This window comes from Cochlodiniinecator piscidefendens (genome assembly GCF_011326755.1).
GTDB lineage: Bacteria > Pseudomonadota > Alphaproteobacteria > Rhodobacterales > Rhodobacteraceae > Cochlodiniinecator > Cochlodiniinecator piscidefendens.
In genome coordinates this window covers 744,179-765,107 of the sequence record NZ_JAAOIE010000001.1, presented here as the reverse complement: position 1 = coordinate 765,107, position 20,929 = coordinate 744,179, and the positions used below count along the sequence as shown (strand labels likewise).

General features: G+C 51.4%; 20 protein-coding genes. 13 read left to right on the top strand and 7 right to left on the bottom strand.

Features of this window, described 5'->3' with window-relative positions; all coding sequences use genetic code 11:
- Positions 1-14: 14 nt before the first annotated feature.
- The 3 genes from G9C99_RS03820 to G9C99_RS03810 form a co-directional block, all read right to left on the bottom strand.
- Entirely contained in the window at positions 15-2,696 is a 2,682-nt protein-coding gene (locus tag G9C99_RS03820) for a TIR domain-containing protein (protein ID WP_166416101.1), read from the bottom strand.
- A gap of 598 nt (positions 2,697-3,294) precedes the next feature.
- Entirely contained in the window at positions 3,295-3,789 is a 495-nt protein-coding gene (locus G9C99_RS03815) for a TIR domain-containing protein (protein WP_166416304.1), read from the bottom strand.
- A 350-nt stretch (positions 3,790-4,139) separates the two neighbouring features.
- Positions 4,140-5,219, bottom strand: a complete 1,080-nt coding sequence (locus G9C99_RS03810) for a site-specific integrase (RefSeq protein WP_166416100.1) — start codon at positions 5,217-5,219, stop codon at positions 4,140-4,142.
- 111 nt (positions 5,220-5,330) lie between these two features.
- On the opposite strand from G9C99_RS03810, the gene dusA reads away from it, so the two are divergent.
- From dusA to G9C99_RS03795, 3 genes are all read left to right on the top strand, one after another.
- Positions 5,331-6,341 (top strand): tRNA dihydrouridine(20/20a) synthase DusA, encoded by a 1,011-nt coding sequence (gene dusA / locus G9C99_RS03805; RefSeq protein WP_166416099.1) that lies wholly within the window; start codon positions 5,331-5,333, stop codon positions 6,339-6,341.
- Positions 6,342-6,423: 82 nt separating this feature from the next.
- Positions 6,424-7,242, top strand: coding sequence for a sulfite exporter TauE/SafE family protein (locus G9C99_RS03800; RefSeq protein WP_166416098.1), 819 nt, complete (start codon positions 6,424-6,426; stop codon positions 7,240-7,242).
- A 2-nt stretch (positions 7,243-7,244) separates the two neighbouring features.
- Positions 7,245-8,024: a phytanoyl-CoA dioxygenase family protein gene (locus tag G9C99_RS03795; protein WP_166416097.1), complete on the top strand. Its 780-nt coding sequence runs from the start codon at positions 7,245-7,247 to the stop codon at positions 8,022-8,024.
- On the opposite strand, the gene G9C99_RS03790 is transcribed toward G9C99_RS03795, so the two are convergent.
- The 3 genes from G9C99_RS03790 to ccmI are packed head-to-tail and all read right to left on the bottom strand — an operon-like array spanning position 8,021 to position 9,946.
- Entirely contained in the window at positions 8,021-8,251 is a 231-nt protein-coding gene (locus tag G9C99_RS03790) for a DUF1289 domain-containing protein (protein WP_166416096.1), read from the bottom strand. The genes G9C99_RS03795 and G9C99_RS03790 overlap by 4 nt on opposite strands.
- 10 nt (positions 8,252-8,261) lie before the next feature.
- Positions 8,262-8,729 carry a Holliday junction resolvase RuvX gene (gene ruvX / locus G9C99_RS03785; protein WP_166416095.1) on the bottom strand — a complete coding sequence of 156 codons (468 nt, stop codon included), beginning with the start codon at positions 8,727-8,729 and terminating at the stop codon, positions 8,262-8,264.
- Positions 8,726-9,946: a c-type cytochrome biogenesis protein CcmI gene (ccmI, locus tag G9C99_RS03780; protein WP_166416094.1), complete on the bottom strand. Its 1,221-nt coding sequence runs from the start codon at positions 9,944-9,946 to the stop codon at positions 8,726-8,728. The genes ruvX and ccmI overlap by 4 nt, the downstream gene beginning before the upstream one ends.
- 166 nt (positions 9,947-10,112) lie before the next feature.
- Here ccmI and G9C99_RS03775 point away from each other — a divergent pair, with 166 nt between their 5' ends.
- The 9 genes from G9C99_RS03775 (at position 10,113) to G9C99_RS03735 (ending at position 18,879) form a co-directional block, all read left to right on the top strand.
- Positions 10,113-10,619, top strand: a complete 507-nt coding sequence (locus tag G9C99_RS03775) for a ClbS/DfsB family four-helix bundle protein (protein WP_166416093.1) — start codon at positions 10,113-10,115, stop codon at positions 10,617-10,619.
- A gap of 132 nt (positions 10,620-10,751) precedes the next feature.
- Complete coding sequence (locus G9C99_RS03770) at positions 10,752-11,999, top strand: sarcosine oxidase subunit beta family protein (protein ID WP_166416092.1); 1,248 nt, start codon at positions 10,752-10,754, stop codon at positions 11,997-11,999.
- 12 nt (positions 12,000-12,011) lie between these two features.
- A complete protein-coding gene (locus G9C99_RS03765; protein ID WP_166416091.1) occupies positions 12,012-12,344 on the top strand; it encodes a sarcosine oxidase subunit delta in 333 nt (110 codons plus the stop codon).
- On the top strand, positions 12,341-15,352 hold the full coding sequence (locus G9C99_RS03760) for a sarcosine oxidase subunit alpha family protein (protein ID WP_166416090.1): 3,012 nt from the start codon (positions 12,341-12,343) through the stop codon (positions 15,350-15,352). Before G9C99_RS03765 ends, G9C99_RS03760 begins: the two co-directional genes overlap by 4 nt.
- Positions 15,345-15,911 (top strand): sarcosine oxidase subunit gamma, encoded by a 567-nt coding sequence (locus G9C99_RS03755; RefSeq protein ID WP_166416089.1) that lies wholly within the window; start codon positions 15,345-15,347, stop codon positions 15,909-15,911. Before G9C99_RS03760 ends, G9C99_RS03755 begins: the two co-directional genes overlap by 8 nt.
- A 117-nt stretch (positions 15,912-16,028) precedes the next feature.
- Positions 16,029-16,427, top strand: a complete 399-nt coding sequence (locus tag G9C99_RS03750; RefSeq protein WP_166416088.1) for a hypothetical protein — start codon at positions 16,029-16,031, stop codon at positions 16,425-16,427.
- Between the two features lie 100 nt (positions 16,428-16,527).
- The gene (locus tag G9C99_RS03745; protein WP_166416087.1) at positions 16,528-17,136 is read left to right on the top strand and encodes a superoxide dismutase; all 609 of its coding nucleotides are present in this window, start codon (positions 16,528-16,530) and stop codon (positions 17,134-17,136) included.
- Positions 17,137-17,266: 130 nt separating this feature from the next.
- Positions 17,267-18,169 (top strand): EamA family transporter RarD, encoded by a 903-nt coding sequence (gene rarD, locus G9C99_RS03740; RefSeq protein ID WP_166416086.1) that lies wholly within the window; start codon positions 17,267-17,269, stop codon positions 18,167-18,169.
- Positions 18,166-18,879, top strand: coding sequence for a VOC family protein (locus tag G9C99_RS03735; protein WP_166416085.1), 714 nt, complete (start codon positions 18,166-18,168; stop codon positions 18,877-18,879). Before rarD ends, G9C99_RS03735 begins: the two co-directional genes overlap by 4 nt.
- Here the strand turns inward: G9C99_RS03735 and G9C99_RS03730 are convergent.
- A complete protein-coding gene (locus G9C99_RS03730; RefSeq protein WP_166416084.1) occupies positions 18,868-19,419 on the bottom strand; it encodes an LOG family protein in 552 nt (183 codons plus the stop codon). The genes G9C99_RS03735 and G9C99_RS03730 overlap by 12 nt on opposite strands.
- Positions 19,420-19,525: 106 nt before the next feature.
- Between G9C99_RS03730 and G9C99_RS03725 the strand changes: the two genes are divergently transcribed.
- Positions 19,526-20,872, top strand: coding sequence for a LysM peptidoglycan-binding domain-containing protein (locus tag G9C99_RS03725; RefSeq protein ID WP_166416083.1), 1,347 nt, complete (start codon positions 19,526-19,528; stop codon positions 20,870-20,872).
- The last annotated feature ends 57 nt before the right edge of the window (positions 20,873-20,929 follow it).

Genomic DNA, 20,929 nt, shown 5'->3' with positions numbered 1-20,929 from the left:
GCTTGGGAAGGGCGTCAGTTCGGGTCAGGTAACTGGCTCAGCACCTGCAAGGCCAGCGCTTCCAGCTCGTCTACATCGAAGCTCAGACGTTTCAATGTACCATCAGAAACGATGGCGAAAACTTCCCGCGGACCACCTGCGGTAAGGCTGATGTTTTCGCCTGTCAGGTCAGCGTCGAAACCGGAATATGCGACGGTTCCATCCCGTGACCAGAGCGAGATGTCGCCCAAAAAGCCCCCGCCAAGAAAGAAGTCATCGTCCACGTACGCCAGCGTATCCAGAAAGGGATTGTCACTCCCTCGTACCGACCATGTGCTGTGTCCCGCTTCGTCAAAGGCCTCAACCCTCATCATCGGGCCCGCCACAACCACTTGCTTTCCGTCAGGCGAAAAGGCTAGAGACTCAGGGATCTCCATCTGGTTCGTTTGCTGCACGATCGCACGGACAACTTCGCGGTCCTCCATTGTGACAAACACTAGGCTGGCAATTTCGGTCCCAAAATTGACACCGATCACAAGGTTACCGCTCGCCTCCCCTGTGGTGATTGAGGTGATAACTGCATCTTCGTCGTCCGGAATAGCGTTCTCTAAAGCGTCTTTCGACCCAAGCACCGCATCCGTGGTCAAAGTCTGCTGGTCGAGGATGTACACGTGGGCCAGAGAGGCCAAGGCGACGCCATCACCAAAGAGCGCCAAGTGAGATGCACTTTCGCCTGAAATATCAATCGTTCTCAGGTCAGTGGCCTCAAATGTTTCTGATGAAAACAGCTGGCCATCGGCCACCGCAACCCAACGATCGTTTTCCAAGCATACCAAACCTTCTACCCATTCCTCCGGGGGCAAAACCAAGCTTTCAAGCTGTGATGGGGATTGGGGATCGAACAGGTGGATACTTCCGGCGAAGTCCCCCAGCACCAGATGCCCCGACCCAGAACAATAGGCGATTTGTGAAAACTCCAGCCTTCGGTTTTGCAAAAGCGATTGACTGCCATGCGGCCTGGCTGAGAGCAAACGTACCGTATTATCAATGTATCCGGCCGAAATGAAGGCTCCAATGCTCTGCGCGACACCTAGCGAGGTGACCGAATGGAGGCGAAAGGGCGGGCCTTCCGGCTCCAGCGCAAGCGAGAATACTCGCGCCATTTGTTCGTTTTCGTTCGATATGACAAGAATGCGCTCCTCGTTCCAAAGGACTTCGCCGCCCGCCATATCTACGTCTTTTTCTGTTTCCAAACCTCTGCTGAAGTTCACGTCAAGATCGCGATTCAACACAACGATCTTTTCAGGATGAAATCCGACAAAGGCCTGTGCATCATCGCGCAGACGCCAGATGTGAAAGACCACGCCCAGATCATTTTCCGCCAGAACCTCGCCTGTGGTCGCATCCAACAGCCGTGTGATGCCATTGCCTGTCACAAGGAATATCTTGCCGTATCCGTCCGCAAAGCTGGCAAATTCAACTTTTTCTTGGTCCGCACAAAAAACCGGCGTTACTGAGGCAGGCAGTAGGTCGATTGGCGCCACACGCAAACATGCCTCGTCGTCGGCCCAAAGAAGTCTGGATCCGGTTGACGCAATGTCGTGTAGTTCGTGGCCTTCTGCGTCGTCATCGCCGGTTTCAAATCGCAGCAACAGTTCTCCATTCAAGCTGTATACCGACTCGGTCCCTTCTTCGACGCGTTGAATGAACTGGCCGGACTTCGAAAACCACAGTGGTGGATTTGGCTCAGCCAACGAGGCAAGCAATTCGGTGCGTTCGCCATCCAGATCGTAGGCACTGACGCCACCATCGCGTTCAAGGGTGACGATCCGCTCTCTTTTTGGGTCCCACCCAATATGTACCAATTGAGCCGTATCAGCGTTAAAAGTCCACAGGTCCCGACCAGTGTAAAGCAGGCGCCAGAGCGCGCGTCTGGTGCTTGCGGGCACATGGCCCAAACCATTTCTCGCCAAGGTGACATCGTCCACGATCTTGCGCAGCGCCATGACCGAATCTGGAGTTGTCGCCAGCCGTTCTGCTTCAACCGCGCTGAACTGTAGTCGTGCCGTTAGCGCTTCACGCTGTGCTCGTTCCGCTGCCGACACTGCAAAGACGGACACAACGCCAAGCCCGATTGACAGCGTCACAAACAACCCTAGAATTCCGGTTAGGACCTGCATTCGTCTGGTGCGCTGGCGGCGATCCGTAAACGCGTTCTGCAACCGCTCGGCGACGTTAAATCCTGGGATCCGGCTCGGGTGATCCGGTGTGTCAGAATTGTCTTCTACGCGCAACAGAACCTCGGCACGGCATTCGTCGCCCTGGGGGGTCGTGGGTTCGGACAGCCAAGCGGCGACTGTGTCCGGGGGCGGGTCATCGCAGGAGTGCGCGATGGCATTCTCGACGTTGATCAGTCGGACACTTTGCCCGCGTTGTTCGAACGCATCGATTTCCCGGCGAACCCAAATGGATTGCTCCAACGCCATTGGTCGGCAAACCACCACAAGATTGCGCGAATTCTTGAGTCTGATTTCCGTCAGCTTCCCAAGATCCGCACCCACATGATAATCACGTGTGTCCAGATGGGTTTGAAACCCCAGTTTCATCAGATCCCGGCTCAGTTTTTCGGGGTAATCCGTGCCATCCGCATGGGCATAGGAAATGAAGAAGTCATATCCAAACAGCGCATTCAGAAACACGCGAGGGAACTTCGCCATATTTGCTATCATTTCAAACACGCGTTTCAGCAATATCGGACCGCCTAAAATTTGTAAAAGAGGTATTAAAAGAAGCTGCTGTCAGGACTTATTAACTGGATTTCGTCGTTCGGTCTAGCGGCCGAGCACTATTGATCTGCCTTGCAAAGGTTGATCTGTTCAAAGTGCCAAATCAAATCCTGATCCGGATTGAAGCAATCTATGTGCTCGAGTTCTCGCGTATGAGCGCGATCCAGTTTTGCGATTGGAATGTCTTTGATTAGCTCACGAGGAATACTGAAGAAGGCGTACCAGGAGACACAAAATTCAAAAATAACATCCTTCTCAAAGTCGATTGGAAACCCGACTTTCCTCGTCTTCAGCTTGACCAAAATCCGATAAGCAATTTGACGATCTACTATGCCCGTTTTAGATGAATATCGCCTACACCTACACCAATACTGTCAACGATAACATCTTTTAGAAAAACCCTTTGTTAGTAATCTTACAATGACCAGCGCGGTGAGAATCAGGATAGCGGCAACGAGTAGCGCCGTGTCTATCGATATGTGGATAGACCAGTTAGCGCGAATTTTTATCAACAGAAAGTCCCGCATAACTAAAGATTTCTCGCCATCTGTACCCGTGAGTTATCGATTTTTTCTTTGAGCGATACTCTGTTGTTGAAGGCGTTTTCCACCTTAGAAGAAAATTTTTTGGTGAATTTATCCCAGCTACAATTCGAGGCGTAACTGCTCTTGATATTATCGGCGAGGCGAGGGGGCATTTGGTTGTAGAACCAGCCGCCATTGCCGCTCGTCCTCATTTCTGGGAGGAACACACCAATCAACCCTGAGTGCCCACCAACTTTCGCCATTAGTGCCGCTGAAATCTCCCAATCGACATGTTTCCTTTTCAAGGTGTTTGGCCCAACGAGAACAGCAAGGACAGACGTGTCTGCAAGATAGTCCTGTTGAATGAGCTGTTTAGTGTAGTCAGGAGAGTTGTCAGACTTAATCTCCCCGGGGCCGACGGACTTCGGGATCATTAGATGTCCTAGATCCCTTTCTAGCGCGTTTTTGTACCTTTGATCGTCGTCGTGAAAGTAGCTGATGAATAACTTATGGGAAGCTTGGCGACAAGTTGGATGTCATTAATGGCATTAGGAATTCTCGGATTATTGCAGGAGAACGTGCTTCAGAAATCGTGGTAATCGATGCTACCCCAAAGAAACCTTCTAGTAAAAAATAGTCAATTTCTACGCAACCTATCGTAGTCGAAATCTATCAGTGTCCAGCATTACTCGTTCAAATTTCTATTGATTTCGTGGTCCACAATTCTGGTAAGCCATTGATATGTTTAGGGCGGTTTGGAGCATAAACGTGGCCCACATGGCCCTTATTTTTATGGGAAATATGGCTTTATTTGTGGATCGTGCGAGGGCACTACTTTCAGTCGATGCGGCTATTTCTGGGCTAGCTTATCCAGCCATTTCCATCCTTCATATTTGTCACCTGTCTGTTTGATATGGGTGTATCGCTGCAACGAAGACCAGGAGCGATGCCCGGACACTGCCGCTACTTGCGGAATCGTTTCTCCGATTTCAAATAGGCGCGAGACACCTTCATGTCGAAGGTCGTGAAAGCGCAGGTCTTCAATTTCCAGAACTTTGCATGCCCGCGTGAATGCGGCGCTGATGGTGTCGCTGTGGTATGGGAACACCAATGGCTTGTTCCTTGGCATTGCCAACGCGATGTTCATGGCGGGGGCTCGCAGATCGCACCACACGTCATTGCCCACCTTGTCACCGGGGTGTTTCATGTCTTTGATGAACACCCTGCTGTGTGTCTGGTCCAATCCCTCCCAGGCAACTCTTGTGATTTCTTCCTGCCGCCGCGTGGAAAACAGGGCGAACCCGACCACGCGATGCATCGGCAGTGAGTTGGGACGGCGGTTGTGCTTGTCTTCAAATAAAGACATCAGTGCGTTTAATTCATCAAGTGTAGGGCGGCGATCACGTTTTTGGGCTTTGCCGGTTATTCCTAGTCGGTTGCAGACCACGAATGCATCTTTCATGGCTTGTTGATCCAATGGGATGCCCCATGCTGGACGGGCAATTGCAAAAATAGCGCCAAGGTGAGACATGTAATTGCTTACAGTAGCGGGCGTTCTCGTTGTTCCAAGTTCCCGTGCGAATTGAACGATGTCGTGACTTTCGATATCAGCGCAATGTTGGTCGGCAATGTCGTAATCTCTGATTGAACGTAGTACCTGGGCCTTTGTGCGACCAATTTCTTTGACACTTTCAGTAATGTAGAGGTCAATAGCGGCAGAGAGGGTTTTCCCTTTGCTTTTTATTGTGTCGAGATTTTTACCCGCTGCTGCGATTTCTTTCATGCGTTTCGCATGCCAGTTCTTAGCGGCTGATAGCCTATCAAAAGAACGAGCTTCTCGATGCGCCCATTTTCCATTTTTCCGAATGGCAATTTTGGCTACATATGATAAAGAACCATCTTTCCGAGTGCGTTTTTCGATTTGGGCCATGCTGGACAACTTATTTTACTAATATGGACAACTCCAGTTGTTCAAATAGCATTAAATGGGCAAAAACAAGCAAAAATGGGCAACAATGTGTAAGGTAAAGAGGGTGGTTGTATGGCAAATAACCTAATAAAATCAAATGTTTGCAAGGCTTCACGCCTTTCCGTTGCACCTATGATGGATTGGACAGACCGTCATTGTCGCTATCTACATCGTCTGCTTAGTCGGGAGGCACTACTTTATTCCGAGATGGTGACCTCACCAGCATTGGTCCGAGGGCGCGCGCGGCACCTATTGCGGTTTGATAACGCTGAACATCCGGTTGCTGTACAGCTTGGGGGATCTGATCCTGCTGAATTGGCCGAAGCGACGGTAATGTGTGCTGAGGAAGGCTACGATGAAGTCAATCTGAACGTCGGTTGTCCGTCGGATCGTGTGCAATCTGGGTTTTTTGGTGCGGTTTTGATGGAAAATCCACAATTGGTCGCGGATTGTGTGAAGGCCATGATTGATGCGTCGCCCGTCGAGGTGACTGTAAAATGCCGCATTGGTGTTGATGACCAAGATCCAGAGCAAGTGTTGCCTGATTTTCTTAAACGGGTGTCTGATGCTGGCGTAACACGGTTTCAAATTCACGCGCGCAAGGCATGGCTCAAGGGGCTTAGCCCAAAAGAGAACCGTGATATTCCGCCACTGGATTATCCGCTGGTGTTGAAAATGAAGGAACAGTTTCCGCATCTACATTTGTCGATCAACGGCGGTATTTCCTCATTGGAACAGGCGCAAGTGTTTTTGGATCAAGGAATGGATGGGGTGATGATTGGGCGCACAGCCTATCATGCACCGGCTGATATTTTGCAGAACGCTGACAGACTTATTTATGGCACCGATCATTATGCCGAAGTGCATGACGTTGTAGTTGCAATGTATCCGTATATTGATGCGCATCTGAATGAAGGTGGGAAATTACACCAAATCACAAAACACATGTTGGGATTGTTCGCCGGGCGTCCGGGTGCGCGGCAATGGCGGCGGTATCTGTCGGAAAATGCCCACCGTGATGGGGCAGGGGTGGAAACCGTTCAGGCTGCACTAGAATGCTTGCCAAGGGCTGCGGCAGTTTAGACAATTTAATGCGTATTCCAAATCTCAACTTGTCCTAATCAGCAGACTGGCTATTGCTATGGGGTGAACGAAAGGAACACCCATGCCCGAGATGTCCATTCTGTTACCGATGACGGGTTTATTGCTATGCATTGGGGCATTTGCTGGCGTCATTGCGGGGCTTTTGGGTGTCGGCGGTGGGATCGTTTTGGTTCCGGCCTTCTTTTACGCCTTTTCTACGCTTGGGTATGACAGCCCGGGTTTGATGCAAATTTGTTTGGCGACCTCTCTTGCGACAATCATTGTCACATCATTAAGGTCCGTGCACAGCCACAATAAAAAGGGTGCCGTGGATTGGAGTATCCTAAAGACCTGGGCACCGGGCATTGCCATTGGTGCTGTTGCGGGTGTTTTGGTGGCTTCGTCTCTGCGTTCTGTTGTATTGCAGGGGATTTTCGGTGGCTTTGGGATCGTGATTGGCCTTTATCTTGGGTTTGGGCGTGATCATTGGCGGGTTGGCTCTGATATGCCTGTTAAGGGCGCGCGTGCTGTTCTATCGCCGTTGGTCGGGTTTATGTCTGTGTTGATGGGCATTGGCGGTGGGTCGTTTGGTGTGCCTTTGATGACTCTTTATAACCAACCAATTCATCGTGCTGTTGCGACGGCGGCGGGATTTGGAGTGGTGATTGCTGTACCATCTGTCATTGGGTTTTTCTTTGCGTCTCCAGAAGTCGTTCCGCCCTTTACCGTTGGTGCTGTGAACATTCCGGCCTTTGTGTTGATTATTGCAATGACTTTGATAACAGCGCCTTACGGGGTGAAGCTCGCCCATGCGATGGACCCGAAACCGTTAAAACGGGTGTTTGCAGTGTTTCTTACGCTGGTGGCGCTTAATATGTTGCGAAAGGCATTAGGCTATTGAGTATGTATCACGACAAAGGTTGGCAGCACTTTTCTTATGACGCCAAGATTGCTGAGTGGGTGACTGCGGCTAAGCCTGCGGCGTTAGAATCGCGGCATAAACCTGAGGTCATTCAGGAATGGCTGGATTGTGAAGGGACGTGGTTCATCGGAGTGGATGCTTTGGACAATGATCCGGTGGGCGCCATTGATGGTTCAGATCCCCTTTGTGGCGGCGTAATGGATTTTCTGCAGTCTGAAATCGGAGATATCCCACGGCTTCATAAGGCGCAGGTGTCGATTATTTATCCGGGATACCCTCGACCGCGCAGCGTCGAAAATGAGGTGGGCTTTCGCTACCGTCTTAATCGGGATGCCGCCCATGTAGATGGTATTTTGCCTGTGGGGGAGAAACGCCAGCGTATGATCAAAGAACCGCACGCCTTTGTGCTGGGGTTACCGTTGAATGATTGCAATGAACACGCGAGCCCAATGGTGGTGTGGGAAGGCAGTCATCACATTATGCAACGCGCGTTTGTTACGGCATTGGCCCCCCATGCACCCGAAACATGGGACAATGTCGATTTAACCGAAACCTACCAAGCGGCCCGTCGTGAGGTGTTTGAAACCTGTCCCCGGGTTGTCGTGACCGCAAAGCCGGGGGAGGCATATGTGATGCACCGACACACCCTGCATGGTGTTGCCCCTTGGGGCGCTGGGGCGATTGCCCCGGAGGAAGGGCGTATGATCGCCTATTTTCGGCCTGAATTTGATGAAGGTGTCGCGCGGTGGATCAGGGATTAACGCTTTAGCCGGGCTGCGCGCCCACCGCGTCGTTTGACCAAAGTCGATGCGCGTTCAGGCAATGCGTTCATAATATCAAGACGTTCTTCGTCACTCATTTTGGACCAATCGCGAATTTCATCCATACTGCGGTAACATCCCGTACAGATACGTGCAGCGGGATGCACAACACAGATGTTGATGCAGGGGGATTGAATCTCGTCACGTTTCCAAACGTCGTCAGTCATCTTTTTGGTCCTAACCAAGGTGGCGTAGCCGATCTAGCACACCTTGTAAGATATAACCGGCTGCGACATGATCAATGACCTCTGCGCGACGTTTTCGTGAGGTATCCGCCTCTAATAGCGCACGTTCGGCCGCAACGGTCGATAATCTCTCGTCCCAAAACCCGATAGGCAAATCTGTGAGCCGGGCTAAATTGCGTGCAAAGGCGCGGGTGGATTGGCAGCGTGCGCCTTCCGAACCATCCATGTTACGCGGCAGTCCAAGGATAATACCGCCAAGATTGCGTTCAGCGATGATTTCTTGCAGACGGGCGGCATCCAGCGTGAATTTTTTACGTTTTATCGTCTCAATGGGGGTTGCGATACTGCGTAGAGTATCGGAAACGGCGACGCCGATTGTTTTTGTCCCTAAATCTAACCCTGCCAACGCGGACATTGGTTTCATCTCCGCGGCAAATTCTTCAATGGTTTCATAAATCATTGGGTGAGTCCTGCTTGGGTTGCGGCGGTGTTTAGATGTTCAAGTGCGGTTGGATCTGATGCAAAATCTCTTTGTGCTTCAGCCAAAATCGCGCGAGCGCGTTCAGTCTCGTTCAATGCAGTCAGCGAAACAACCAGACGCGCCCAATCTTCGACAGGACCGCCTTCTTGAGCGAGCCGCGCCGACAAGCCTTCAACCATGCCGCGGATCATTTCTGCACGTTCTTGGGGGCTGAGGTTTTCTGCGGCTGCGATTGCAGCTGCGTCTGGACCTGTTTCAACAAAGATAGGCGCGGGTTGTTCGTATTGAACCCCCGCAAAATATGCGGCTTGGTCGATCTGGGCGCGAATGGCCGGAATCCAAGGGGCGGTTTCTGGCCCTTCTGCCAACTGGCCACGCCACACTTCAAATGCGCGATCTGGGCGGCCGGTTTGTGCAAACAGTAGTCCAGAAAAGTAACGCGCAGTTCCATTACGTTCATTCAACTGCAAAGACCGCACTAAGGCGCGTTCGGCCTCTGGGGAAATGTAACCACCTGCCGCGAGGATCATTAAATCTGCGAGGTCGGCATAATCATCCGAAGTTGCTGATGTGCCTTTGATGTGGATCACTTGTTGTTGTGCGGTATAAGCGCCGATGAAGTTCCCGAGTTGTGCTTCGTTCCCGACCAATAATAGATGCCCCTGAAGGTCGTCGGGGCGCTCGGCCAACGCGTTGCGAAGTTGATCAATGAGTTCGATATAAGATCGATCGCGTTGAATGTTTTGAGCAGGAACATCCGCTTCGGCCTCGGCTTGACCTGGCCTGTTCCGCATCGCTTCCTGAGCTGCCGCAAGCCTCGATGAAATAGGTTGATCGTGAGCGCCGGGGGTTCCTAGTTTGAAATACAGCCCGCCTGTTCCGAAGATAAGAAAGCCAATCATCAGTGCCACAGGAAGAAGAGAAATTCCTTTTTGCCCTCCGTCCACGCTTGCGGCATGCGCATTTTTATCCGCATCTAAAATACGGCGTGAAATTTCGAGCTTGGCCCGTTCGCCTTCTGATGCATCAATCACACCGCGCGCGATGTCGCGTTCCAAATCTTTATATTGGATGCGGTAGAAGTCCAACTCAGTGTTTTGGGGTTTTTTCGTTTCATTTCGTGCCTTTACAAGTGCTACCGACAAGAGCATTGTAACAAAGACTGCCAATGCGGCAGACGTAATCCAGAACAGCATCACGTTCCCCAGTTTTTTCTTTGTGTTTATTTATAGACGACGTGAGAAAAGAAAAAGAGACGAAGCGACGCAACACACGCAAATTTTGATTTAAGACAAGGCGCAAGAGGCCTGTTTGTCATAATTCTGTTTTGTGAATATGTTATGTGCGACGGAAGGGGGGCTAATGCCAGCAACTTCTAAAGATGAACTGATGACCGTAACGCTCGATGAGTATCGGCGGCTGCGCACGTTGATTGATGATTTGGTCGGTGTGATTACCACAAATACGGACGTAGATGATTTGTCGATCAAGGATATCATTGGGCATCGCGCGCATTGGGTTAGTTTGTTTTTAGGATGGTTCCACGATGGTCGGTTAGGCCGGGACGTGTATTTTCCCGCGCAAGGCTATAAATGGAATGAGCTGAAGCGTTACAACGCAGATCTTCGAGAGAAACAAGCAGGGCTAGGCTGGAGCGAAGCCTGTGCCATGCTTGAGAGCAATCATGAAAAACTGGTCCGCTTGATCTCAAGTATGAGCGAAACCAATCTGTATGATGGGCCAATGAAAGGCGCCAAGAATAATTGGACCGTTGGGCGATGGGCCGAAGCAGCGGGGGCCAGTCATTATCGTTCTGCCCGTAAGTATATCGCACGTCGGTTGCGAAACTCTGCCGATCTCAACACCTAATCCAAATTGGTCGTGCAACACCCTTAGGGATGTCGCATATTCTGTTTAATCTGCCGCACAGAGTTGCGGGGCGTTGTGCGTTATCAGTGCATATATCGTCATCAGATCCAGGTAGATTTGGAATCAAATACCATGAGACGTTATTCAGCTTTTGCAATTGCGCGCGAAGCCGCGCGGTATCACCAAGGATGGGAGCGGGCTTGGGCCGCACCTGAACCTAAGAAGAAATACGATGTTATCATCGTAGGGGCTGGGGGCCATGGGCTCGCGACAGCGTTCTATCTGGGTAAAAATTTCGGGATCACCAATGTGGCGATCATCGAAAAGGGTTGGCTTGGCGGCGGGAACACCGGCCGTAACACAACCATCATCCGGTCAAACTATCTGCAGGATCCGTCCGCAGCGATTTACGAAAAGGCGCGCAGCCTTTACGAAACCATGTCTCAGGACCTGAACTACAATGTGATGTTCAGCCCACGTGGTGTGATGATGCTGGCACAGACAGAGTCTGAAATTCGCGGTTATCAGCGTACAGCGCACGCGAATGCCTATCAGGGTGTTTCAACCGAGTTTATTTCGCCGCAGCGCGTCAAAGAACTCTGCCCGATCATGAATATTGATGGCCCACGCTATCCTGTTCTTGGCGCACTTTGGCAGCCGCGTGGCGGTACAGCCCGTCACGATGCTGTGGCTTGGGGCTATGCGCGTGCATGTTCTGACATGGGCATGGACATCATCCAAAAATGCGAAGTCACTGGCGTTCGTTCTGAGGGTGGCAAAGTTGTTGGTGTTGATACCTCAAAGGGTGCAATCGACTGTAACAAGCTTGCGGTTGTCGTTGCTGGGCATTCTTCTGATCTGGCGCAAATGGCTGGGTTCCGTCTGCCAATGGAATCTGTTGCCTTGCAAGCGCTGGTATCTGAGCCGATTAAACCATGTATGGATGTGGTTGTGATGGCCAACACCGTTCACGGCTATATGTCACAATCTGACAAAGGCGAAATGGTGATTGGGGGCGGGACCGACGCGTTCAACAACTACACGCAACGCGGATCGTTCCACCATATCGAAGAAACCGTGCGCGCTTTGGTCGAAACCTTCCCGATGGTCAGCCGCTTGAAGATGCTGCGCCAATGGGGTGGGATCGTGGATGTGACTGGGGACCGTTCCCCGATCATCACCAAAACACCCGTGCAGAACATGTTCATCAACGCAGGTTGGGGCACCGGCGGCTTTAAGGCCATTCCGGGGTCTGGGTGGGCGATGGCTGAATTGGTCGCCAAAGGCGAACCGGGCCCATTGTCTGCTGAATTTGGCATGAACCGTTTCATCGAAGGCCGCTTCATCGACGAATCCGTCGCGGCCGGCGTCGCGCACTAAGGAGATTAGAAAATGCTAATCCTCGAATGTCCTTACTGCGGTGTTGCCGCAGAAGAAACCGAATTGGCCGCTGGCGGCGAAGCGCATTTGACACGCTTTGGGCCCGGCTCATCTGATGATGATTTTGAAACCTATATGTTCATGCGTGAAAACCCCAAGGGTGTGAACTTTGAACGCTGGCGTCATGCTAATGGCTGCGGCAAGTGGTTCCATGCTGCGCGCTGCACCATGACATTGGAAGTGTTTGGCACCTATTCTGCCCAAACATATGAGCCGCCCGCAGATCTGATCAAAGCGATTAAAAAGAAACGCCCTGATTGGCCCGGATATGGAGCCCACAAATGAGCACACGTCTGTCAAATACCGGCCGTTTGGTGAACCGCTCTGCGGTGAAAAACTTCACCTTTAACGGCAAAAAGATGCAGGGCTATGAAGGCGATACGCTTGCCTCTGCTTTGCTTGCGAACGATCAGATGTTGGTTGGGCGCTCGTTCAAATACCACCGTCCTCGTGGGATCGTTGCATCGGGTGGCGAAGAGCCAAACGCATTGGTCAACATGGGCGAAGGCGCACGGTTTGAGCCAAACCAACGCACCACAACCACTGAATTGTTCGATGGTTTAACCTGTACATCACAGAACCACTGGCCAAGCCTTGAGTTCGATGTCGGTGTTGCAAACAACTATGTTGCACGCTTTTTGCCTGCTGGGTTTTACTATAAAACCTTTATGGCGCCGCGGGCCGCGTGGAAGCACGTATTTGAACCGATCATCCGTCAATCTGCTGGCCTTGGTAAAGCGCCAAAAGAAATGGATGTGGATCGTTATGAACACTTCTATGCGTTCGAAGACGTTGTTGTCGTTGGCGGCGGTATCGCGGGTCTGCAAGCGGCCAAAGCAGCGGCTGATTCAGGTGCCCAAGTTATGTTGATGGAACAAACCACTGACTGGGGCGGTCGTGCCCCTGTTGATGGCGCTGTCATTGATGGCAAACCGGCGGATCAGTGGATCGACGAAACCGTTGCAGCGCTTGAGGCAATGGAAAACGTAACACTGCGCACGCGTATGATGGGGGCTGGTGTTTATGACCACGGCTACATCACAGGTTATGAACGTGTTGCGGATCACACACCGGGCGATGGTCGCCCACGTCACCGTCTATGGCGCATTCGTGCCAAGCAAATCGTGACAGCGACCGGCGCAATTGAACGCCCACTGTCTTTTGCTGGCAATGACATTCCGGGTGTTATGCTTGCCTCTGCTGTGCGCGATTATGTCGTGAACTATGGAGTGTCCATTGGCGAGAAAACCGTTGTTGTGACCAATAACGACGATGGCTACCGCACAGCAATTGCATTGGTTGAGGCTGGCCTTCAGGTGCCGATGGTTGTTGACGCGCGTTCCGAAGTCGAAGGCGAACTGCCAAACAAAGCCCGTGATTTGGGTATTCGTGTTGAAGCAGGCAAAGCGATCGGCAAGGTTAAAGGCGGAAAACGCGTGACCGGTGTTGGCATCTGCTTGCAAAACGGCGAAGGCGGCGCATTGGAAGAAGTGAAATGCGACGCGGTTGCAATGGCGGGTGGTTGGTCACCTGTTGTACACCTGTGGTCTCATTGTGGTGGCAAATTGATCTGGGATGAAACCCAGGCTCATTTCCGCCCTGATGCAAACCGCGCCCCCACTGGCGCCAACGGCGAAGCCTTTGTTCTGACAGCTGGCATTGCCAACGGCGACATGGGAACAACCGAAGCACTGGCAAGCGGCGATGCGGCTGGTAAAGCCGCGGCGAAAGCTGCGGGGCACAAAGCATCGCGTAAAGCCGCGCCAAAAGCGGATGTTGTTGCAGAAAATGCAATGGCACCCGTCTGGATCATGCCGCAAAACGCAGGCCCTGATCTGCGCATGAAAATGTGGCTTGATTATCAGAATGACGTCAAAGTTTCCGACGTGCAGCTTGCAGCGCGCGAAGGTTACGAAAGCGTTGAGCACACCAAGCGTTATACAACACTCGGTATGGCAACTGACCAAGGTAAATTGTCTAACATCAACGGTTTGGCAATCTTGGCTGACAGTCTGAATGCGGAAATTCCACAGGTTGGGACAACCACGTTTCGTCCGCCTTATACGCCGATCTCTATGGCGTCTATCGCAGGCGAAGCGCGCGGCGAAATCTTCCAACCGCTGCGCAAAACACCGATGCACGACTGGATCGAAAACAACGGCGCGCATTTTGAACCTGTTGGTCACTGGCGTCGTCCTTACGCATACCTTCAAGATGGCGAAACCGTTGAAGAGGCGGTAAAGCGCGAAGTCAAAAACACCCGTCGTAAGCTCGGCCTTTTGGATGCGTCCACTTTGGGCAAGATCATCGTCAAAGGCCCGGATGCCGGTAAATTCATGGACATGATGTACACCAACATGATGTCCACGCTGAAGGTTGGCAAATGCCGCTATGGCCTGATGTGTAATGAAAACGGTTTCCTGTCTGACGATGGTGTTGTTGCGCGGATGGATGAGGACACATGGCTGTGTCACACGACATCTGGTGGCGCTGATCGTATCCACGGCTGGATGGAAGAATGGCTGCAAACCGAATGGTGGGACTGGGACGTTTATGTTGCGAACGTGACGGAACAATACGCACAGGTTGCCGTTGTTGGTCCAAATGCGCGCAAAGTGCTGGAAAAACTCGGTGGCATGGATGTGACCAAAGGGTCTCTTCCGTTTATGGAATGGGCTGAGGGGCAGATCGGTGGTTTTGATACCCGTGTCTTCCGAATTTCATTCTCTGGTGAGCTGTCTTACGAGATTGCTGTTCCTGCATCGCAAGGCCGTGCCTTCTGGGATGCATTGATGGAAGCTGGCGAAGAATTCGGTGTGCAACCTTACGGAACGGAATGTCTTCACATCATGCGGGCTGAAAAAGGCTTTATCATGATTGGTGACGAAACCGATGGCACAATCATTCCGCAGGATTTGGGTCTGAACTGGGCTATTTCCAAAAAGAAAGAAGACTTCCTTGGGAAGCGTGCACAGGAACGGACATTCATGACCAATCCTGACCGCTGGAAATTGGTTGGTCTTGAAACTCTGGATGGTTCTGTGCTGCCTGATGGCGCATATGCAATCAAAGAGGGCGACAACGATAACGGCCAACGCAACATGGAAGGCCGGGTCACATCAACCTATCATTCTCCGACTTTGGGGCGTGGTATCGCGATGGGGATCATTCACAATGGTCCAGACCGCATGGGCGAAGTGATCGAATTTGGCAAAGTTGACGGAACAATGGTGAAAGCCAAAATCGTTGATCAGGTCTTCTTTGATAAGAATGGGGAGAAGCAAGATGTCTAATGCAGTGAGCGCACTCAATCACGCGTCTTACCAAGGCTTTGCTTTGGTCGAAGAAATGGGCTTGCAAGGCATGATCACCCTACGCGGCGATTTTGCAGATGCAACGTTTCAAAAGGCTGTAAAAGATGTCTGCGGTCAGGACATCCCTGGCCAGCGCGAAGTCACTGTTGCTGATGGCAAAGGCGTCGCATGGATGTCACCGGATGAGCTTTTGGTTCTGGTGCCTTATTCTGACTCCGCGTCTGCGGCAATGGATTTGGCCGAAGCGTTGAAAGGCACACATGCTTTGGCGGCGAATGTGTCTGACGCGCGGGTTGTGATCCGTGTTAAAGGCGAAAACGCACGCGAAGTGATCGCAAAGATCGCGCCGGTTGATCTATCCGTTGCATCGTTCCAACCGGGCCAAATCCGTCGCACGCGCCTCGCACAGGTTGCAGCGGCGTTCTGGATGTCTGGCGAAGACGAGTTCACTATCGTCGCGTTCAGGTCCGTTGCTGACTATGTTTTCAACCTATTGAAAACAAGCGCAATCAAAGGCTCCGAAGTCGGCTATTTATAAAGAACAGATCTAATTGTGGAAAAGGGCAGAGAATTTCTCTGCCCTTTTTGTATGCGCATTGTAATGATGCATAAGATTGGATAAACAACCTGAGATAGTTTCTGAAGGTTTGGTATAATGAAGAAAATTCTCGCGCTGGTTGGGTTTGTGTGTGCTGCGACTGAAGCGTCTGCATTGGTATATGACTGCACAATCGAAGGCCGGTTTTCAAACGGATGGGTGACCGAACGTGTTATTGTTGGGCTGGACGGGGAAAACGGTGAAAGTTTCGTCTATGATGGTGTCATTGACCATAGATATGGCGAACCGATCGAGCCCAATGTGCGGTCCAATCGCGGTGGTGACGTCACTTTGACTTGGGATGTCGAGGATCTGCGCGGGCGCTCTGGCCGTACTTATGATTTACGCTATACGGGCTTTCTAGACACCGATGCGATGACACTGAGGGTGACTGCACGCTTGCGCGAAACTGGGCAGCATGAGCGCGGAAACGGCAGCTGTACTATCGCGAACTAGGTATGTCTTCAGTATGTCAGGACGTCTTTTTGCTTGACCAATAGTCCCTTGGACCGCCATTAAGCGGGGGACTGAAACGCACGAACTATGGGGGCCCGATATGGCTTTTGAACTTCCCGCACTGCCTTATGCACATGACGCACTTGCCGATGGTGGCATGTCCAAGGAAACGCTCGAATTCCACCACGATCTTCACCACAATGCTTATGTAACCAACGGTAATGCTGCAATTGCAGGCACCGAATGGGACGGCAAAACATTGGAAGAAATCATTGTTGGCACCTATAACGCGACCTCAGTTGCGCAAAATGGTATCTTCAACAACATTTCACAGCTTTGGAATCACAACCAGTTCTGGGAAATGATGGGCCCAACAGGTCGTGCAATGCCTTCTGAGCTCGAAGCAGCGATTGTTGATAGCTTTGGTTCCGTTGATGCGTTCAAAACTGAATTTGGTGCTGCGGGTGCTGGTCAATTCGGTTCTGGCTGGTGCTGGTTGGTCAAAGACGCTGATGGCGGCCTAAAAGTAACCAAAACAGAAAACGGTGTGAACCCGCTTTGCTTTGGTCAGACAACTTTGCTGGGCTGTGACGTTTGGGAACACTCTTACTACATCGATTTCCGCAACAAGCGTCCTGTTTACATCTCTAACTTCCTGGACAACCTCGTGAACTGGGAAAACGTAGCAGAGCGTCTGTCAAACAGCTAATACGCTGATCTTGATGAGATTTGAGAGCCCGCCTTGAAAAAGGTGGGCTTTCTTTTTTAGGGCGACCTCTCTGGACAGTAGCGAGAGCTTGTGAAACGGTACGCCGTTCTCTTTGTTCAAAGGCAGGCTGATGTCTGAATTTCAAAAAGGTATTTTCGCCCTCATTGCGTGTTGTACGATTTGGGGCTTTGCACCAATTTTGTACAAAGTTCTGAGCCATGTGCCGCCGCTTGAAATGCTGTCGCATCGCATTTTGTGGGCGTTTCTCTTCTTTGGAATTGTTCTGGCTGTGCAGGGGCGATTGTTTTCCCTTCGTCAGGTATTCTCAGGCGCACGTGCGGTGTGGATGATATTAATCGCTGCTGTGATGATTGCCGTGAATTGGGGACTTTTTATCTATTCAATTCAATTCGGTCACGCAGTTGAGGCGAGCCTTGGCTACTTTGTCTTTCCATTGGTCGCCGTTGCCTTTGGTGCGACCATTTTCGGGGAAAAGATATACAGACCACAGGCAGTGGCGGTTGGTCTCGCAACGCTTGGCGTTGTTGCGCTAACCATCGGGCTTGGGGTGGCGCCGTGGATCGCGTTGATATTGGCTGGCACGTTTGGCCTTTATGGTTTGGTAAAAAAACAAATCGCCGCGGGCCCGGTTTTGACCGTCACGACTGAATCATTGTTACTGTTACCCTTTGCTTTAATCTGGCTGTGGGGTGTCCATTTCCAAAACTGGGAGGGATTAACCGGGACAACCGGCGCAATCTTTGGGGAAAGCTGGCGCGACACATTATTGCTGCTTGCGGCGGGGCCTGTCACGGCGGTGCCTTTGGTTTTATTTTCCTACGGAGCCAAAAGAGTGCCGCTCTCGACCGTCGGGGTTGTGATGTATTTGAATCCAACTCTACAGTTTCTAGTCGCTGTATTGGTGTTCTCTGAAGCGTTTACAGGCATTCATGCGATATCGTTTGGATTGATCTGGATTGCACTGTCGTTATACTCAATTGACAGTATTCGACGGGAAAGGTTGCGATCATGAAAATTGCACAAATCGAACTTATAGTGCCCAATTCAGATGTGAATACCGCATTCTATTTGTCTATTTTTGGCATGAAGCCCCAAATGCATGGATTGGGGTTCTCCCCTGATCAGGGGCATCTGGCTTTTCAGCCGGGGGACAATTCTGGTGCAGATTCCGACAGTTTCTATTGGAAAATAGGCATCACTCTACGTGATCTTGATCATGCAGTGACGTATTTGCAGCAACACAACGTGCCAGTGTCACAGCCACGTCAGTTTCGCGATATCGGGTATATGGCGCATCTTACAGATCCTTCTGGGAATACAATCGAACTGCTTCAGCAGGGGTTTGAAGGCAGGGAAATTGCACCCGGGGCTGGTCACCCAATTGGCGGACAGGCGACCTTGGCGCATCTTACTTTAAGGATACGCGATATTCAGGCCGCGCGGGCTTGGGCTGACCAGCAGGGGTTAACTCTGATGTCGGTGCAACCAGTAAGTGAATATGGATTTACACTGTATTTCTATGCATGGACGGATGAAAAGCCGCCTAATCCCGATCTATATGCAGTCGAAAACCGCGAATGGCTTTGGGCACGGCCCTATACCATTCTGGAACTTCAGCATCTCGAAGGGGACGGGCCTGTGCCATTGGCGCATCCTATAAAAGCGATGCGCAGCAGCGAAGGTGTTTTGTCCGAAATACCGCTGCGCGATTTAAACGTCTGACTGTTTCAGTCTTTGAATAGCCTCGGGCACAGTGTCGATCAATTCGACAAAGTCCAACACATTTGCGTCTGCAAATTCCTGATCGACGATATGTTTCATGAGATCCACTAATGGGGTCCAATATCCGTTTGTATTCAACAGAATGATTGGTTTTTCATGCAACCCCAACTGGCGCCAGGTCAGAACCTCAAAAAATTCATCCATTGATCCTGCACCGCCGGGTAGAACCACGATCGCATCAGAGTTCATATACATGACCTTTTTGCGCTCATGCATGTTCTCGGTCACGATGAAGCTTGATAAATCGCGTTTACCAACTTCGCGTTTCATCAGATGAATAGGGATAACGCCGAAGGTTTCGCCGCCAGATTGCTGCGTGGCCGTTGCAACTGCGCCCATCAGCCCAACGTCCCCGGCACCATAAACCAATCGCCAATTTTGCGCAGCTAAAGCGCGCCCCATTTCCTCGGCTGCATCGCGGTACGCTGGGTCCGCACCAAAGCGGGAGCCACAATAAACACAGACAGAAAAATGCGCCATGGTTCAAGTTCCTTTGACAAAGGGTTGTTTTGAACTGTGTTATCTGCCTTGTTAGGATCAGACAAGCACCTGTTCACTCGCGGTGCCTGTGCTGTTTGGGGAAGGGATGAAAATGATCGCAAAAGGATTGCTGAGTTCTGTGGGCGGCGGGGCGCTGGCCGCTGGCGGAGCCGTTGTGGTCGCTGTCGTTGGGTATATTGGATTTCAGGCGCTCACCCCTCCTGAAGTTAGGGATGTTCCTGAAGCCGGACAACAGGCTACAGACGTGCAAAGCGCTGACGAGCCGACGTTGGAGCAGGCACAAGTCGTGGACGAAGAAGCTGAACAGGAGGAACCTGCGCCTCTAGTAATTGAGAATGCTACGCAGGCTCCTAGTTTTGATGTCATGCGTGTCGACAGCGAAGGCGCGACTGTTATTGCAGGGCAGGCCGACGCTGGCGCTGATGTAGAAATCATTGTGGATGGGGAAACCGTCGCGACTGCGCAGGCCAATGCGGCAGGCGAATTTGTTGCGATTGCCTCATTAGGGTCCAGCGACACTGCGCGTACTGTTAACCTCAGAGCTAATTCAGAAGCGGGAGCAGTGGACTCTGACGAATTACGTGTGATCCTTCCAAATGTGCAGCCAGAACCAACGCAGCTCGAAGCACTGGAAACGCAAGTTTCCGAAGTTGATGTGTCCGAAGACAGTGTCATCGGTGAATTGGTGGAGGTTCAAGAAACGCTTGATAGCGACGCAACTCCAGCAGTTGAAACTCTTATTGTGGAAACCGCTCAGGCGGAGGCTCCCGCTGAACCGGTTGCTGTATCTACTCCCGAGGTGATTGAGGGCACGAACTTGGCAGTTGATGAGGGCACGCAAGACAACGAGGCGACGCTTGCTTCGAACTTGGCTGAGCTCGAACCCGAACAAACGACAGAGGCCCCAGCGATCCTATCAATCAGCAACGATGGAGTTGAGGTTGTCCAAGCGCCGGCTGTGCTGGAAACGATCACCATCGACACGATTTCCTATACTGACGCTGGCGATGTTTCTTTGTCAGGACGTAGCAATGAGGCAGGGTTCGTACGGATTTATCTTGATAACGCACCGTTGAGTACCGTTGAAATTTCTGCTGATGGCAATTGGAACACACCGCTTGAGGGGATAGATACCGGGACCTATACCCTGCGTATTGACGAAGTGAATACGGATGGGACAGTCGTATCGCGTATTGAAACACCTTTTCAGCGCGAAGAACCTGAAGTGTTGGCGGCCGCGCGTTCCAATGCGCCAACAGGTACAGATGTGTCTGTTGTGACGGTGCAACCTGGATTTACCCTTTGGGGCATTGCGCGTGAAAACTATGGCGAAGGTACATTGTTTGTCCGTCTTTATGAGGCCAACCGAGATCGTATTCGCGACCCAGATCTGATCTATCCTGGGCAGGTTTTCACAATCCCTCAGGAATAATACACAAACCCGTGAGTTTCTGTGCGTAGGTGCACTGGTGCTTATCCATAAGAAGCG

Excerpts from the sequence above, each read along its gene's own strand:
- G9C99_RS03730 (WP_166416084.1), bottom strand. The coding sequence starts at position 19,419 with ATGGCGCATTTTTCTGTCTGTGTTTATTGTGGCTCCCGCTTTGGTGCG.
- G9C99_RS03750 (WP_166416088.1), top strand. The coding sequence starts at position 16,029 with ATGAAGAAAATTCTCGCGCTGGTTGGGTTTGTGTGTGCTGCGACTGAA.
- G9C99_RS03800 (WP_166416098.1), top strand. The coding sequence starts at position 6,424 with ATGCCCGAGATGTCCATTCTGTTACCGATGACGGGTTTATTGCTATGC.
- ruvX (WP_166416095.1), bottom strand. The coding sequence starts at position 8,729 with ATGATTTATGAAACCATTGAAGAATTTGCCGCGGAGATGAAACCAATG.
- G9C99_RS03795 (WP_166416097.1), top strand. The coding sequence starts at position 7,245 with ATGTATCACGACAAAGGTTGGCAGCACTTTTCTTATGACGCCAAGATT.
- G9C99_RS03820 (WP_166416101.1), bottom strand. The coding sequence starts at position 2,696 with ATGGCGAAGTTCCCTCGCGTGTTTCTGAATGCGCTGTTTGGATATGAC.
- G9C99_RS03745 (WP_166416087.1), top strand. The coding sequence starts at position 16,528 with ATGGCTTTTGAACTTCCCGCACTGCCTTATGCACATGACGCACTTGCC.
- G9C99_RS03725 (WP_166416083.1), top strand. The coding sequence starts at position 19,526 with ATGAAAATGATCGCAAAAGGATTGCTGAGTTCTGTGGGCGGCGGGGCG.
- G9C99_RS03765 (WP_166416091.1), top strand. The coding sequence starts at position 12,012 with ATGCTAATCCTCGAATGTCCTTACTGCGGTGTTGCCGCAGAAGAAACC.
- G9C99_RS03760 (WP_166416090.1), top strand. The coding sequence starts at position 12,341 with ATGAGCACACGTCTGTCAAATACCGGCCGTTTGGTGAACCGCTCTGCG.
- G9C99_RS03810 (WP_166416100.1), bottom strand. The coding sequence starts at position 5,219 with ATGGCCCAAATCGAAAAACGCACTCGGAAAGATGGTTCTTTATCATAT.
- G9C99_RS03735 (WP_166416085.1), top strand. The coding sequence starts at position 18,166 with ATGAAAATTGCACAAATCGAACTTATAGTGCCCAATTCAGATGTGAAT.
- dusA (WP_166416099.1), top strand. The coding sequence starts at position 5,331 with ATGGCAAATAACCTAATAAAATCAAATGTTTGCAAGGCTTCACGCCTT.
- G9C99_RS03790 (WP_166416096.1), bottom strand. The coding sequence starts at position 8,251 with ATGACTGACGACGTTTGGAAACGTGACGAGATTCAATCCCCCTGCATC.
- G9C99_RS03775 (WP_166416093.1), top strand. The coding sequence starts at position 10,113 with ATGCCAGCAACTTCTAAAGATGAACTGATGACCGTAACGCTCGATGAG.
- G9C99_RS03770 (WP_166416092.1), top strand. The coding sequence starts at position 10,752 with ATGAGACGTTATTCAGCTTTTGCAATTGCGCGCGAAGCCGCGCGGTAT.
- ccmI (WP_166416094.1), bottom strand. The coding sequence starts at position 9,946 with ATGCTGTTCTGGATTACGTCTGCCGCATTGGCAGTCTTTGTTACAATG.
- G9C99_RS03755 (WP_166416089.1), top strand. The coding sequence starts at position 15,345 with ATGTCTAATGCAGTGAGCGCACTCAATCACGCGTCTTACCAAGGCTTT.
- rarD (WP_166416086.1), top strand. The coding sequence starts at position 17,267 with ATGTCTGAATTTCAAAAAGGTATTTTCGCCCTCATTGCGTGTTGTACG.